Source organism: Psychrobacillus psychrodurans, from assembly GCF_050209195.1.
Taxonomy (GTDB): Bacteria; Bacillota; Bacilli; order Bacillales_A; family Planococcaceae; genus Psychrobacillus; species Psychrobacillus psychrodurans.
Window position 1 is genome coordinate 2864293 of record NZ_CP189791.1, and the last position, 15153, is coordinate 2879445.

Consider the following 15153-nt stretch of genomic DNA (forward strand, 5'->3'; position numbering starts at 1 on the left):
CATAATGCCTTGATGGTACTACCATCATGAGCTCTCGATTCTCAAACAAATTATTTTCTTTTTGTCTCACTCAAATACCAATTATTTTAATATAAATGAAAGAAAAAAACCTTGAAAGTCGAAAACCATTCAAGGTATGTTTTATTATCGTTCTTTAATCAGCTAGTAACTCCAAGTAATATTTATCATTTTCTTCTATCTTTCTTAAAAATTCTTCAAGAGAAGTCGCAATTTGAATATCATAATAGTAAACTGCATTTCTATTATTTTCATTCAATTCTATTGACATTAAAGCTGATTCACTGCCCTCAAAAAATATTAGTTTGTTATTCTCAAATTCATGATAGATTTCTATGTCGGGATAAAACTCAAAATCATTAACTTTTAATCGAAAATCCCTTACTGAATATGGGTCCATAATACGATTAATATTAAACTCTGAACCTTTAATAAATCCGTAGCCAACCTCTATATAAAATTTAACTAACTCCTTAGGAAATTTTAAATCAAGTTCCTTCTCAACCTCTTTTATTTCGTTTTCAGTCACTGGATAAAAACTATTTGCTTGGTTTGCCTTAATAAATTCATAGCTCATTATTTTTTACCTCCTTTAAATAGTGTACTTGCTGGTGAACCTGCTCCATGAATACCAGCTTGATGCTCATTTGGGAATTTTACCATAAACTTTTCCAAGGACATTCACATATATACCAAGTTCTATTAGTTTTTTAACAATTGCTAATTCCCCTCTAGAAGCTGCGACATATAGCACGTTCTAAAAGGTTGGTACAACCATCATGATCTTTCGATTTTCAATTTAATCATTTTCTCTTTGTCTTTGTCTTTGTCTTTGTCTTTGTCTTTGTCTTTGTCTTTGTCTTTGTCTTTGTCTTTGTCTTTGTCTTTGTCTTTGTCTTTGTCTTTGTCTTTGTCTTTGTCTTTGTCTACTTAACAGTAGATGATTCAAATAAAGTAAAAAACCTTGAAAGGCATTTCATAGCCAATCAAGGTCAATTATTTTTTACTTCTTCTACCAATTAAGCCTAATCCTCAATTAAATCTATATAATATTCATTATTATTGAGAAATTTTTTAAAAAACTCCTCTAACGATTCAGCTATTTGAATATCGAAATAAAATATTGGATTATTAACTAATTGTAAATCTATTGAAATATAAACACCCTCGTTTACTTCCAAAAAAATTAGTTTATCTTCATCATCAAAAAGTTCATCTAAATCTGGGTCAAATTAAAAAATACCTTCTCTTAATCTAATGTCTGCTACAGCCCCTGGTCCCAATATTCTATTTATTGAATTAGCACTTTGACCTTTAATAAAACCATATCCAACTTCTAAATATAGCTGTTTTAAATCATTTGAAAAACTGATGTCCATTCTTTGTTCAGCTTTTAATATATCATCTTCAGGTACCTTATCATCGTTTTATGTACGTAAAAGTTGCGAAAAATTTAAAAGGCAGGGAGAAAGCGAAGGTATGGCTTTGAAGAATAGAAATGGTGGTAACTGATAATATTATGGTATTTGCTTAACATAATAAGGAGTAAATAAGGCATACATTTTAAAGTATTTGTACGCACTTTATTATTCAGCAAAACATTATAGGGCTTACAAAAGGTATAACATTATTTTATAAATAAAACCGTTTATACGACACTCCGTATCACTTTCAAATAAAAAATGACCTTGATATAGTTCATACGTTTATCAAGGTCATTAATCGAAGGATATTACTTATAAACTTTCTATATAAACATCTGAATTAGTTTTTAGTCCTTTCTCTAATGCTTTCATTAACATACCTATTAAGTCTTCTCCCTCACTTGTGACAAAGTAATTAGATAAGTTTGTGATATCCTTACTAATATTATCACCCCAAGGTGGTCTTTTAGATAGGTCTTCAATATCCCATATTACTTGTGATGGACTATAATTCTGTAATTTCTTTTTTATTTCTTCTAATTCATTTATTGCACTATCAATATTCTTATTTTCAAGTTTTCCGTTATAGAGGTCATTTAATAAATAGGGAAATTCATTTCCCCATCCATTTTGCTCTAAATGATAGCTTATTGTAGAGAAAAAAGAATGTACGAAATCACCATGCCCAACTTGATACCAATAATATTTCACCTTAAATCCCACAGCCATTTCTCTCACCTCAATCAATTCGTTTTAAATCTTATATCTACTTTACCATTTGTTTTATTCATAATCTTTTCATACAATTCATCTAGTATTTCATCTGATACATTCTGTCCTCTAATATCAATTATAACAGACTGTTTTGTACTGTTAGGTAATTCGCTTAATCTTTTTTCTACCTGTTTTGACACGTTATTAACCAATCTACTCCGTCAGCTTGAAGTAGTAATCTTATAATTTTTCACCTCAATGCTATGCCCAGTCTGATACAAATCTGGTCTAGAACTACCTTTTTCTCTTTAAGGTACTTCTTTACCATCTTTAAAAGACTTTTGAGCATTATACTCTGGGAAATCCTTCTCCACATCAATTTCAGATTGTCTCCATGATGGTCTAGCTTTATCTATACCCTTATTAGGGTGTCCTGCCTCTTTACTACCATTCACACTACCCTTAGACTTGTTTTCAACCGTAGGAGTCTTCTTTACAGAAAGATCCCCTTTATATTTAGATATATTGGCTCCAGAGATGAAAGCGAGCTTGAAGCCTTTTTTGACAATCGCATGCGGTCTTAGATAATCAACAAATGCAAGTTTTGTACCTTCAAAGTACCCATCGAGCTCTCGGACACCACCGTCTTCGAATTCCTCTTCTACTTCGTGGACCACTTCATATTGAATTGGCTTGCTTGTCCCAAGCTGGTATTCTTTGATGATCAGACCATTTTCGTACAGGTGGAATTTTAACAGGTTAAAGCTTCCATAAGCACCTCTATGGATTGTCTTGGTCTTTTTACCCTCGAGTGCCCGAAACGTTCCTGGCGTGATTTCCGTACCTATCAGATTTTCCTGATTGCTGGACTGTACGTCTCTATTGTTTGAGTACCTGAAACCCATCACGATTTGATCTAACACCATATAGGGGTTACAAGGGATACCTCTTCTAATATCTGAATAAAAAGTGGTTTGTTCAGCACTGGGTAGCCCCACAAAAAAGAAACCTTGAAAGGCATTTAGCCAATCAAGGTAATTGAGCGCTGAGCCATTCAACTGTTCCAGATGCACGTGTTAATTTTTCGTAATCTCTTACTTTTACTAAAAAATAAATCATCTTTTTAATAACCTGGCACTTAAAATTAAAAAACAAAAAGCACCTGTTGCCAATTGTAGACAATCAAGCGCTTTATTCAATGCTTTCCTTCCTGTATAGCTTAGTTGTGAAACCTTAAGATTTTTGTAAATAATCCATAAGGAATTATTAAAAACATCTACATTACCGTCATCAACAACTCTTCAATGTAACAGTCCATTCATGAGTACTAGGTATGGACTATTTTACCCTTACTTTTATATTTTACTGAGAACCTGAAGTATTAATCAGCCATATCCATAAAGTACTCTGCATCCTCATCAATTTTTCTTATAAATTCTTCCAATGAACCAGCAATTTGGGCATCAAAAAAATATACAGGAGTTTGTTTTGGATTATTTAAATCAAGAGTTAAATATACCCCCTCGTTTACTTCAAAAAACACTAATTTATCATCCTCCTCATATATTCCTTCTAAATCTGGATCAAACTCGTAAATACCTTCTCTCAAAGTAATATCAGCTATAGTATCTGGATCCATAAATCTATTTATTGCGTTCCCATTGCTTCCTTTAATAAAGCCATAGCCAACTTCTAAGTAAAAATCTCTAAGTTCTTTAGGTAACTCAAACCCAAGTCTTTCTTCCGCATTTAACAGTTCGTTTTCTTGTAGTCTAATAAATTTATGTTTCTCATTTTTCAAAAAATCAAATGTAGCCATTAAAACTACCTCCTTGGAAATAACTTGTTTGATGGCGAACCTTTACCATGAATTCCCGCCTGGTGTTCATCAGGAAATTTAGCAGGGTGTATATTCCACCATTCGTGAGGACCGCCAAAATTATTTTCTATAATATGATGAGCATCATATGGTTGACCTATATCCCAATATCCCTTGCTAATCTACCTTTTTTATCATAAATTTCCTCAGTGTATCTTGGCCAATTTTGTCCCGTGTTTTCTTCCCATTCTTTAATCAATTTATTTTTTACACTATTAAATTTATTTCTGTGTTTTAAAGTTTCCAATGGTGTCATTTTTTCATATATATTTTCTCTTAAAGTGACCTTTAATTTTTCTATTTGTGTTTTATGAAGTTTCAATCCAGTTTTTGACTCAACATCTCTAATATAACCTTTAGCTAGATCGTAATCAATTTTTACCTTACCCTTATTAGAGTTTCCCGCCTCTTTACTACCATTCACACTACCCTTAGACTTGTTTTCAACCGTAGGAGTCTTCTTTACAGAAAGATCCCCTTTATATTTAGATATCTTGGCTCCGGAGATAAAAGCGAGCTTGAAGCCTTTTTTGACAATCGCATGCGGTCTTAGATAATCAACAAATGCAAGTTTTGTACCTTCAAAGTACCCATCGAGCTCTCGGACACCACCGTCTTCGAATTCCTCTTCTACTTCTTTGACCACTACATATTGAATTGGCTTGCTTGTCCCAAGCTGGTATTCTTTGATGATCAGACCATTTTCGTACAGGTGGAATTTTAACAGGTTAAAGCTTCCATAAGCACCTCTATGGATTGTCTTGGTCTTTTTACCCTCGAGTGCCCGAAACGTTCCTGGCGTGATTTCCGTACCTATCAGATTTTCCTGATTGCTGGACTCTAGGCCTCCATTAACCCGAGAGGTCTGTTGTTCAATAGCCGTCTTCAATCCACTATTCATTGATATCGCAGCCCATTGGTTCGATCGAAAATCTATGTCCGTGACTCCGTCCGTAAACAGTCCTTCTATATCTGTCAGCCACGTGTCCATCGTCTGCAAACCTTGTTCTATAGGATTCAGTGCGTATGTCTGGGTAGAATCAAATTCATAGAGTTGGTTTAACGTATCATCACGTTTTCTCTTAGAACTAATGACTCCCTCCTGCACTCCGCTATCATCTAGATGCGGCAGGGCAACAATATCACTCACTTGATTCATGATACAAATGAAATTAATAAGCCAATCGCGCGTTTAATACCGTCAATTGGCTGCATAATAGGGTATTTTATTCCGCTCTGCAAATGGATAGTCAGTGCCAAGAAAATTAAAGTTTTAACTTAATACTTATTCATGTAAAGACTTAAAATGGCTAGCAAGTGATACAATTTCTTCATCAAGATTAGGAAACGCAATAATATTATCCAATACATTTATAAAATATGCTTTTCTGTCCCCTTGAGAACCATTGATAACTCTATTTAACATCCAAACAGTATGTTGTGTAGGTTCCCTTTTGAGTGATTCAACAAGCTTTTCTTCATATCCATTTTTATAAAATTTTTCAACAAAATGCACAAGAGGCCCAGGTCTACCGAAATTTATATTTGGATATTTTTCCATCAACTTAAAAATGGGCAGAATAGCTTCAAAAGCATCCTCCCTTTCTTCTATTTCTTCAACAACATCATATGTAACATCAATAAAATCCTCATTCATAATTGATTTTTCTAACTTCATCATTAATTGTTTTAATTCATTTTGCATCTTATCATTCCTTATTCTAGAGTATTTTTCATATGATTTAACGCTTTATTTGTAATATCGTTTACAATATCTTCTGAAATACCAGCATCTCGCAAAATTTTAGAATTACTCGTAATATTATCTAATGGTAATTGATTGGTTGCGTCAATACCTCTTTGTACTTTATTTATAAGCTTGTGATGTTCACGCTCTAACGCTATTACTGGATTGTTCTTCGATGCTTCAGTAGAAAGTCTATTAGTAGCAAGACCGTTCGCCTTCAGATTTGCATGTTGCCAAACTTCATGCCCTTCTAAATTATCCCCAACAACAGACCTATCAACAAAATCCTTATAAGTAGTAACTTCGTTTTGCTTAATAGTTTGCTTGGTAGCTGCTTTACCCGTACCTTTATTAGGGTTTCCCGCCTCTTTACTACCATTCACACTACCCTTAGACTTGTTTTCAACCGTAGGAGTCTTCCTTACAGAAAGATCCCCTTTATATTTAGATATCTTGGCTCCGGAAATGAAAGCGAGCTTGAAGCCTTTTTTGACAATCGCATGCGGTCTTAGATAATCAACAAATGCAAGTTTTGTACCTTCAAAGTACCCATCGAGCTCTCGGACACCACCGTCTTCGAATTCCTCTTCTACTTCTTTGACCACTACATATTGAATTGGCTTGCTTGTCCCAAGCTGGTATTCTTTGATGATCAGACCATTTTCGTACAGGTGGAATTTTAACAGGTTAAAGCTTCCATAAGCACCTCTATGGATTGTCTTGGTCTTTTTACCCTCGAGTGCCCGAAACGTTCCTGGCGTGATTTCCGTACCTATCAGATTTTCCTGATTGCTGGACTCTAGGCCTCCATTAACCCGAGAGGTCTGTTGTTCAATAGCCGTCTTCAATCCACTATTCATTGATATCGCAGCCCATTGGTTCGATCGAAAATCTATGTCCGTGACTCCGTCCGTAAACAGTCCTTCTATATCTGTCAGCCACGTGTCCATCGTCTGCAAACCATGTTCAATTGGATTTAGTGCAAATGTCTGGAGAGCATCAAATTCATAAAGTTGCATTAAGGTATCATCACGTTTTCTCTTAGAACTAATGACTCCCTCCTGCACTCCGCTATCATCTAGATGCGGCAGGGCAACAATATCACTCACTTGATTCATGATACTATTTGCCTCATCTGTTAAGCTAGCAGTGAGTTCACCAATAAGCGTAAGTCCCTGTTCTAGCTCTCCATCAAGGAATGTTTCGAGTATGTAACCGGAGGAATCAGGTTCCAGTGAATGAAGCGCTGCCTCCATCTGGTTAAGCACTTGTTTAAACTGTTCAGAAAACAACTGGAAAAAGTGAAGAAACGGTAAATGGCATTCCTGGTAAAAAGAGCGGATGGCATTACCTCCCGCTCCCTTTAGTTGATCCTCCATCTGAACTAGACCATTCACCGCATGATGAATTGCTTCCATTTCACTACTTAGCCTATCTAACATAGTAATATTGCGCTGTATCCCATCTTGAAATAAATCTACATCCAATATTTTCATAGGATTTGCCTCATCGAGCATGTACAAATAATCAATTCACAATATTCTTTATTATACATTATTACCCCACAGGTGAACATTCTTCTCCTCCTCTAGTAAACTAACAATAGTTATAATATTCCATTTTTAATCAGGAAGGTAAAGGGAAAAGTTACAATATTTGAAAAGATAAACCTTACGGATTAATATAATAAAATCACCTGTGACTCTTACACTACTTTCCAAGGAAAATAGTGGTTAAATTGAAACAATTTAAATGAATTCATTAAGTACTTTCTTCGCCCATCCCAGAAAAGACAAAACTGAGTCTAGAACAGAAACTTGTAAAGTACCTTTATAAAGTAAAGTTGTAAAAGTCTTGTTTGAGTACCTGGCACCCATCACACTTGAAAAGGTGAAATAAAAACGTATACTAACATTAACATCAGAGTACAATAAAAAAGACCAATTGATGTTTGCGCATCAATCGGCCAAGTATAATAGAAAAATTCTTTTTGCGACGAGTAATCGCAGGAGCAGGTTCCCTTCAAGGGGGATTGACTATTGATTAGGTAATAACCCATCAGTGCACTCAACTCAAGGATGGGTTATTTTTTATGGTTAAATGAAAGAATTGATACAATCAATGCTGCGAATGTTACTACGAACATTAATGCTTCAAATACTGTCACCGGCACCACAGGCCTGCACGATGCGGGTCATGCGGATGTTGCCACAGGATGTGGTGCACTTAATCCGCCCTTTTCTAACACGAAATGGGAGTGAGCCAACCACCTTTTGAGTCACCTGCTATTATCTTCTCATTACACCACACGTATGTTCTTTTTTTATTTCAATTAATCTGTTGTAGTATACTATAGTGAAATGTTACATCGGAATAGTTATTCTTGTAGAGCATACCATTTACTATTATACTTCTAAAACCTTCTAATTCTCGCTTTGGATTAGAAGGTTTTTAGCTAACATAAAATTGTCTACGTTTGATAAAATTTACATTGCGGAGGCAAGTACTTTTCCCCCTACGCTTTTTTATTATTTTTTAAAGTAGCAAAAAAGAAAAAGGGATTCCTGCTCCGAACCCGAATGGTTACATAGGAGTTTAAAAGGAGGAGTTTTGAAGCGATGAAAATAATTAAAGGTAAATTTGATAATGCAAAAGTATTTACAGAAAATATTGATGATGTGACAATTGAACAGATTAGCACCTTCTTAGATCAGCAGTTTGTGGCTGGTGGTAATGTTCGTATTATGCCAGACTGCCATGCAGGAAAAGGGGCAGTTATTGGTACTACAATGAAAATAAAAGACAAAATCGTTCCTAATCTAGTAGGAGTCGATATTGGTTGCGGCATGTTATGTATGGAGATTCAGAAAAGTGATATAGATTTTGAAAAACTTGATCGAGTAATTCGTCACTTTGTACCAGCAGGTCAAGGTATTAGACAGAACCCTCACTCATTTACATCCAATATTGAACTTTCTAATGTAATTGCTCCCTTCTCACTTGATACTGCTAACCTTTCGTTAGGTACACTTGGTGGTGGCAACCACTTTATCGAAGTAAATCAAACGGAAGATGGAAGAATATTTATAGTTATCCACTCTGGTTCTAGACATTTAGGAGCTAAAGTAGCAAGATTTCACCAAAAACGTGCAATAGATACTTTAAGATTCAATAAAGAAGAATTAAAAGAAATAATAGCGAACTTGAAAAAAGAAGGAAAACAAAAAGAAATACAAAAAGCCATTCAATCTTTTAAAACAAAAGAAGTAACTGTTCCGACAGAACTATCTTATCTGGAAGGATTACAAATGGAAGAGTACTTTCACGATTTAAAAATAGCACAGGATTATGCTAAGTGGAATCGCGCAGCAATGGCACAGGTTATCTTAGAAAATATGAATTTCGTAGAAGTCGGCAGAATAGATACAGTTCATAACTATGTAGACCTAGACAATATGATATTAAGAAAAGGGGCAATATCTGCTCAAAAAGGTGAACTTGTATTGATTCCCATCAATATGCGAGATGGTTCTTTATTGGCCGAAGGGAAAGGAAACGAAGACTGGAATTACTCGGGCCCTCACGGAGCGGGGCGGATATTTAGTAGAACAAAAGCTAGAGCTACTCTCAATATGGAAGACTTTAAGGAAACCATGAAAGATGTATTCACCACTTCTGTTGATATTGACACGATCGATGAATCTCCATTTGCTTACAAAACAATGAATGAAATTATTGAAAACACTAAGGAAACTATTGAAGTGAAGCATATTCTAAAACCAATTTACAATTTTAAGTCTTCTGAGTATATTGGGTATAGAAAATAGTAAATATAATAAAAATAAAGGAGAAGGGAATTGATCCCTGCTCCTTTTTTGCTTATTACATTTTTAATTCCATTTAACTTATTATTTTTAGAATTGCTCTCTAAGGTCTTACTCTCCTACCATACCGTCCTTATCATTGTCTTGCATGTGTGGATACAACCAATGATCACTCATTATTGGCATACTAAAACCGGCTGCTTTTGCCTCTTTAATCGTCACCTGTCCATTACCGTTTGTATCAACACTAGAAACATCACCGCTTGTGTTTGAGCTAGTCGAATCAGAAGGTTCACTTCCTGTTAAACCGAGTGATGCATTTACTTCATCAGGGTTCACATTGTCAAATGTATCCACGATTACGTTGCCCTTTAAAGTATAGGTATATTGATAACTTGAAGGAATCTGCGTTTCCGTATTTGAATATGTAATAATTGCTTCGAAATTATTAGCTCCACCGGCTTTACGAATAGCGTCTTCCATATATGCTTGATCACCATGTCGATTAAGCATACTATCTTGTGGCGTAATATTATAAGCGTTTGATACCCCACCAAGAGAATCTGCAATAATATGTCCTTCATCTAAATTCGCTCTCTCGACACCAGGAACTTTTGCTTCATCGGAGTAGTATCTTCCCGAAGATGTTACAGGTTCGGTACGATCATCTTGTAAAACAATTTCGTCAGCAATGACACGGATTACTTGGCCATATTCGTTGGTGAAAGAATAATTCTTTCGGTCCCCAAAACCAATGTCCACGACGACATTAGGTTCACGATATCCAGACAAATCACCACCATTAACTTCAATCAGTCTATATCCTTTGAACAGTTCCTCTTTTGGCTGAGTTGATGTTTTTTCTGATACTGATTCTTCAGTTACCGTTTTTTCTGTATCACTATTATTTGTTGTTACTTCTTGTGAAACTGTTTCTTTATCTGTAACTGATGCATCTTCTACGTTAGTACAACCAACTATAAAGATGGCCGTTAAAAGTAAGATTAAATAATTTATTTTCTTTTTCATTTTAGGACTCCTCGTATTTTTTACTGATCATTCTATGGATCTTGGAATAAAACATAAATTAACATGTTAACCTATCTATAATAGTATATTACAATATTAGTTTTATTACTTTAAATACTAAGATGGAATTATGTAGTGTTAAATTTCAATAAAGATTAGTAGAGTCCATTGCATTATATTATTCGAATCTAAAATATAGCCAGTGATTGAAAAAGTCACAATTTCTTTTCAAGAATTGCGCCCGATTATGGAATTTGACTATTTAATAATTAAACGAAATCGTTAAGACTTCTCCTGAAATTCCCGACCACTGAGCTTTGCTCTTATATTGGAAACAACAAACAAGGCAAGTAGACCGGAGCCTCCAAAATAGCCCCTCTCAGAACCGGACATGAACCTCTCGGCTTTTAAAAGAATGTGATTACTAGCCATACATTAGTAAATAATTATAATAATGAATGAAATTTCTCTCTCATTCATGTATCCTTTCTTCCAAAACACTTCTATTTAACTAATGACAGCGACTTATCATTCGTGAAATGGGAGGAAGGAATAGATGACTAGTTATCTTATGGATTATCAAACTTTTAAAACAGTTGCAGAAATGGATATGCATGTAGAAAAACATATACTGGTCTCTGGTAGCGCAATATGCTTGTAAGTTTCCTGGTGCTGCTCATTTGAAGGTGTCAACGATTTGAGTTGCGTCGGATAAATCAGAGGCGCCGGTTAGAAGAACCCTACGTAAATTAGAAAAGCTATTGATCATCAAGAAGATTCCGACCATTCGAAGAGTTTCTAAGGGCTATGGCGCTAATATTATAGTCATTTTACGTTTCAATGACCAGTCGAGTTTGACAGTTCGGGGGGAGCAGGAGAACCTAGTCACACAAAGGGTTTCGGCTATCATTTCGGGAAAAGAAACCGATATCTCTTTAATCTCTAAAAAAGAATTATTACATAATACGTATTCTACAGAAAACGTCTGTTCACTAGGTCCTGTGGATAACTCAAGTAAAAAACCTACATTCTACCAGCACCTCAAGTCTACTGTTTTCGCCATGCTGGGAGCTGATCAGCAATTAGTCAGCAGTTTATACGGAGTTTATCGAAGTCTCACTTACCGTATCATTCAGCTGCTCCCGCAGGAACAAATGTTTTACGAAGGTGTTGGTTATCAAGCACTGACAATTGCTTTACATGATACGAAAAAGAAGAAAGTCTATAATCTCGCTGGTTACTTTGTTGGTGTTTTTGAAGAATTATGCAAACAAAAGTTATTTGAATTCTTTCAAGAGTAGGAGGAATGAGTACGACTCCGCTCGAAAACATGAAGATTATACTATTAAAGTTATTTTGTGATGGACCAAATTACAAGTTGACTGAATAGAAAAGCCGTTCTGAGTAACTCAGAACGACTTTTACAGGTTAGAATTCTACTAACTTTTATATCTCATATTTTTAAAATTTCTCTTGCAGAAAATAGTCTGAACTGTTCATTACAGAGGAAAACTTTTAAACCGTAAATATATCAGGAGCAATTCGCTTTTTAATCTTTCTTGCAACACCCGTTTAAACTCCCTGTCGTGAAAACCTTTGGTACGACTACATTAATAACCACTCTTAATAATGATGAATCATTTTTAAACAAGTATAATCATTAAAATCTAAAGTATCTGAAATGGTATATATATCTAAAATACCAGCATTTAATAATTGTGCTTCAATATTAATTGTGTAAGACAGGTTGCTTTTATTAAACTGCCTGAATAATGCCCTTTCCATCAAAAACCTCAAAACTTGCTTCATTTTTTTATTTTGCCCGATGGATAGTTAGATTCACCTTGTTTGTTTCGCACATAAAAGTAGAAAGATGAACAGGTTCGTCATCTGCATCAAAAGCAATCTTTAAAATTCTAAACAAGTTTGCACCAACGTCACATTCCAATAATTTTGCATATTCTGTTGTGGCGCCAATTACATCAATGATTTTATCGTTACTAATAATTTCAGTTTGATACTCTTTGGAAAGAGTTTTGTAAGTTGATTCATCCATTGCAATTTTCTTTTCTAAATCGGGAAAACGAATTAAAGGAAAATGAGCGATATCATAAAAAAGCGGATGATCATTTACATACATGAGACGCTCCAGCTCCAAAACAGGACTTCCTTCATCAATTAAAAGGTGGCCTGCAACTTCTTCCGATGCCGGTATAACTTCGCTTCTTAAAATACGGGAGTTCGGAATCATGCCTAACTGATGGCTAAACTCTGAGAATCCGCTTACAGACAATAATTCATTGTGGAATTTATTAGTTGTAACAAAGGTGCCCCTGCGTGGAACACGCGTCAAAGTCCCTTCCTTCACCAATTCCTCAATAGCTTTTCGGATTGTGATACGGCTTACATTATAGATCTCACAAAGTTCAGCTTCAGTTGGAATTTGTTCATCTGGTTTGTATTTTCCCTGCTGGACATCATTCTTCAACATTTGCCTTATTTGCATATATAACGGCTGGGGAGTTGAAGGATTTAAATTCATACTTACTCATCCTTATCCATAATAGATTATATATTCTCTATTATACATAGATTTCCAAAGCCCGTCACCAAGCACCGAAATAGCGAATTGTTTTGACTGCCGTTTTAGATCCCAATTCCATGCATTCATCAATAGAAAACCCTTTTAATATCCCACAAAGGAAACCTGCTATAAAAGAGTCTCCCGCTCCCATTGTATCTACTACCTCCGTTTCCACTATCTCGCTTCGATAGAATCGTTTCCCATCATAGGCAAGGGCACCGTTCTCACCTAAAGTTGCTATTGCGATCTTAGATCCTTGATTTTTTACACTCTTTAAGAATTGGCGGATATAGTCATCGTCCTTTATATATGAGAAAAAAGAATAGTTTACAAATGGCGATAAGCTTTTTACCAAGTCATGGTCGAGTTGATCGGAAAAGTCAAAGGAAGTAAGCAAACCCATCTCTTTGAAAAGGGGATATTTTTTATCGACATGTCCCCAAATTCCTGCGTGTACAAGTTGGTGTGTTCCAACGAAATCTACTTCTTCACTCGTTAAGAAGAAGCTAGCCATGACACCTTCATCATAGTCTCCAAAACAACGGTCATTTCCATTTAACTCAACCTGTGTGACTGCCGTTTTCCCTTCTTTCTTTGAAAGATGAGTAATATTTACACCCTTTTCTTGGATTTTCTCCCTCATCAAGTCTCCGTATTTATCAGAGCCTACCCAGCCGATATAAGCGGAGTCAGCGCCTAATCCCTTTAAATATACTGCCACATTTACTGAATTTCCTCCGGGGTATGCTCTATCATTTGGCTGATATACATCCATGCAATTGTCCCCGACCGTCACAATTTTCATCAGTCCCCCTACTTTCTCTCTTATTAAGGAATGAGCACTACAAAGTAGCGCCCATCAGTTTCTTAATATGCCATTTGTCGGTAATATCTTCTAAGGGTTAATGGATGATTTCTTTCACGCTCCAGATGAACACTGATCCGGCTTAATAAAGCCCAGTTGATGCTGACAGAAAAGTGGTTTCTGAATTCTTCACTGATTCCTTCCATTTCAAAATCTTTTGTGTCGATAACAGTAAGCTGTTTTGTAATCTTTTCAGCAAATCTCTCTACACGATCCATCAGTGGTCTAGTCTCATCCTCGCCTTTCAGCAAAATGACACTCGTGTCTTCAACAACCAATTCGAGTGTTCCGTGGAAGAACTCGGCTGCATGAATCGATTTTGCATGAATCCATTGCATTTCTTCCAGGATGCACATTGCATAGGAATACGTATTGCCCCACAAGTTACCGGAACCAACCATCATATGATAATCGGTATCTTTATGCTTACTGGCAAACTCTTCAGCTTTCGCATCAAACGCCTTCACGGAATTTAAAATCGCTTTTGGCAGCAACGCAACTTCGTTTGTAAATTGCTCATATTGCGGAAATTCATTGTTATTATACATGAACCGGAAAACTACCATATAGAGAAGCATGAAGAAGGTATCAAACGAATGTGTTTCAGATCCAGTCGTGATGCAATAGTCGACAACTTGAGTTAGCGGTGTGTTTGGCTCTGCTACCAATGCAATCGTAGTAGCGCCTCTTTCCTTGCAAAGTTTAGCCGCTGCGACTGTTTCTTCAGTTGTTCCAGACACGGATGTGAAAATACAAACAGAGTCTTTGCTAAAGCGTTTATTGTTCATCACCATAAATTCTGCTGCTATTTCCGCCTGCACTTCAATTGTTGAATTAGATTTCAAAATATATTCGTAAGGATACATCATAGCAATCGTTCCACCAGCACCGATCAAAAAAATATTGCTATATCCTTTCTTGCAAATCTCATCTACAAAATTTTCAATTTGTTCTCGGTAAGCAAGGCCTTCTTCTTCGACAAGCCTCAAAAATAATTCTTCATCATATTTTAGCATTACTATTTTCCTCCTCATACAACATTTGTTATGTCTTGTATTATAGTCTAGTA

General features: G+C 35.6%; 14 protein-coding genes and 2 pseudogenes. 2 read left to right on the top strand and 14 right to left on the bottom strand.

The features are described 5' to 3' along the window. Positions 1-154 precede the first annotated feature (154 nt). The 10 genes and pseudogenes from ACQCPR_RS14070 to ACQCPR_RS14115 form a co-directional block, all read right to left on the bottom strand. Positions 155-595, bottom strand: coding sequence for an SMI1/KNR4 family protein (locus tag ACQCPR_RS14070; protein WP_340880237.1), 441 nt, complete (start codon positions 593-595; stop codon positions 155-157). Next, positions 595-675, bottom strand: a pseudogene (locus ACQCPR_RS14075) (hypothetical protein); the annotation flags it as partial. The gene ACQCPR_RS14070 and the pseudogene ACQCPR_RS14075, both read right to left, overlap by 1 nt. Before the next feature lie 368 nt (positions 676-1043). Beyond that, a pseudogene (locus ACQCPR_RS14080) lies at positions 1044-1436 on the bottom strand (SMI1/KNR4 family protein); the annotation flags it as partial. A 318-nt stretch (positions 1437-1754) separates the two neighbouring features. Then, entirely contained in the window at positions 1755-2171 is a 417-nt protein-coding gene (locus ACQCPR_RS14085) for an immunity 70 family protein (protein WP_340880882.1), read from the bottom strand. Between the two features lie 14 nt (positions 2172-2185). Beyond that, on the bottom strand, positions 2186-2356 hold the full coding sequence (locus ACQCPR_RS14090; RefSeq protein ID WP_427137312.1) for a hypothetical protein: 171 nt from the start codon (positions 2354-2356) through the stop codon (positions 2186-2188). 108 nt (positions 2357-2464) lie between these two features. Then, positions 2465-3154: a hypothetical protein gene (locus ACQCPR_RS14095; RefSeq protein WP_427137313.1), complete on the bottom strand. Its 690-nt coding sequence runs from the start codon at positions 3152-3154 to the stop codon at positions 2465-2467. A 383-nt stretch (positions 3155-3537) separates the two neighbouring features. Next, positions 3538-3975 (bottom strand): SMI1/KNR4 family protein, encoded by a 438-nt coding sequence (locus ACQCPR_RS14100; RefSeq protein ID WP_269921746.1) that lies wholly within the window; start codon positions 3973-3975, stop codon positions 3538-3540. A gap of 157 nt (positions 3976-4132) precedes the next feature. After that, on the bottom strand, positions 4133-5185 hold the full coding sequence (locus ACQCPR_RS14105) for a T7SS effector LXG polymorphic toxin (protein WP_427137314.1): 1053 nt from the start codon (positions 5183-5185) through the stop codon (positions 4133-4135). 135 nt (positions 5186-5320) lie between these two features. Next, positions 5321-5740 (bottom strand): hypothetical protein, encoded by a 420-nt coding sequence (locus ACQCPR_RS14110; RefSeq protein ID WP_340880242.1) that lies wholly within the window; start codon positions 5738-5740, stop codon positions 5321-5323. A gap of 11 nt (positions 5741-5751) precedes the next feature. Further along, positions 5752-7278 (bottom strand): ribonuclease YeeF family protein, encoded by a 1527-nt coding sequence (locus ACQCPR_RS14115; RefSeq protein ID WP_427137315.1) that lies wholly within the window; start codon positions 7276-7278, stop codon positions 5752-5754. 1122 nt (positions 7279-8400) lie between these two features. On the opposite strand from ACQCPR_RS14115, the gene ACQCPR_RS14120 reads away from it, so the two are divergent. After that, positions 8401-9609 carry an RtcB family protein gene (locus ACQCPR_RS14120; RefSeq protein ID WP_427137316.1) on the top strand — a complete coding sequence of 403 codons (1209 nt, stop codon included), beginning with the start codon at positions 8401-8403 and terminating at the stop codon, positions 9607-9609. Between the two features lie 108 nt (positions 9610-9717). Here ACQCPR_RS14120 and ACQCPR_RS14125 read toward each other — a convergent pair whose 3' ends face one another. Continuing rightward, positions 9718-10635 (bottom strand): DNA/RNA non-specific endonuclease, encoded by a 918-nt coding sequence (locus ACQCPR_RS14125; RefSeq protein ID WP_427137317.1) that lies wholly within the window; start codon positions 10633-10635, stop codon positions 9718-9720. Positions 10636-11396: 761 nt separating this feature from the next. Between ACQCPR_RS14125 and ACQCPR_RS14130 the strand changes: the two genes are divergently transcribed. Beyond that, complete coding sequence (locus ACQCPR_RS14130; protein ID WP_427137318.1) at positions 11397-11936, top strand: hypothetical protein; 540 nt, start codon at positions 11397-11399, stop codon at positions 11934-11936. Between the two features lie 512 nt (positions 11937-12448). Here ACQCPR_RS14130 and ACQCPR_RS14135 read toward each other — a convergent pair. The 3 genes from ACQCPR_RS14135 to ACQCPR_RS14145 form a co-directional block, all read right to left on the bottom strand. Further along, positions 12449-13177 carry a GntR family transcriptional regulator gene (locus tag ACQCPR_RS14135; protein WP_090566857.1) on the bottom strand — a complete coding sequence of 243 codons (729 nt, stop codon included), beginning with the start codon at positions 13175-13177 and terminating at the stop codon, positions 12449-12451. Positions 13178-13241: 64 nt separating this feature from the next. Then, entirely contained in the window at positions 13242-14024 is a 783-nt protein-coding gene (gene frlD / locus ACQCPR_RS14140) for a fructoselysine 6-kinase (RefSeq protein ID WP_427137319.1), read from the bottom strand. A gap of 62 nt (positions 14025-14086) precedes the next feature. After that, the gene (locus tag ACQCPR_RS14145; protein WP_427137320.1) at positions 14087-15100 is read right to left on the bottom strand and encodes an SIS domain-containing protein; all 1014 of its coding nucleotides are present in this window, start codon (positions 15098-15100) and stop codon (positions 14087-14089) included. Positions 15101-15153 lie beyond the last annotated feature (53 nt).

Coding starts and splice junctions, on each gene's coding strand:
- ACQCPR_RS14120 (WP_427137316.1), top strand. CDS start 8,401: ATGAAAATAATTAAAGGTAAATTTGATAATGCAAAAGTATTTACAGAA.
- ACQCPR_RS14125 (WP_427137317.1), bottom strand. CDS start 10,635: ATGAAAAAGAAAATAAATTATTTAATCTTACTTTTAACGGCCATCTTT.
- ACQCPR_RS14145 (WP_427137320.1), bottom strand. CDS start 15,100: ATGCTAAAATATGATGAAGAATTATTTTTGAGGCTTGTCGAAGAAGAA.
- ACQCPR_RS14115 (WP_427137315.1), bottom strand. CDS start 7,278: ATGAAAATATTGGATGTAGATTTATTTCAAGATGGGATACAGCGCAAT.
- ACQCPR_RS14110 (WP_340880242.1), bottom strand. CDS start 5,740: ATGCAAAATGAATTAAAACAATTAATGATGAAGTTAGAAAAATCAATT.
- ACQCPR_RS14085 (WP_340880882.1), bottom strand. CDS start 2,171: ATGGCTGTGGGATTTAAGGTGAAATATTATTGGTATCAAGTTGGGCAT.
- frlD (WP_427137319.1), bottom strand. CDS start 14,024: ATGAAAATTGTGACGGTCGGGGACAATTGCATGGATGTATATCAGCCA.
- ACQCPR_RS14135 (WP_090566857.1), bottom strand. CDS start 13,177: ATGAATTTAAATCCTTCAACTCCCCAGCCGTTATATATGCAAATAAGG.
- ACQCPR_RS14070 (WP_340880237.1), bottom strand. CDS start 595: ATGAGCTATGAATTTATTAAGGCAAACCAAGCAAATAGTTTTTATCCA.
- ACQCPR_RS14100 (WP_269921746.1), bottom strand. CDS start 3,975: ATGGCTACATTTGATTTTTTGAAAAATGAGAAACATAAATTTATTAGA.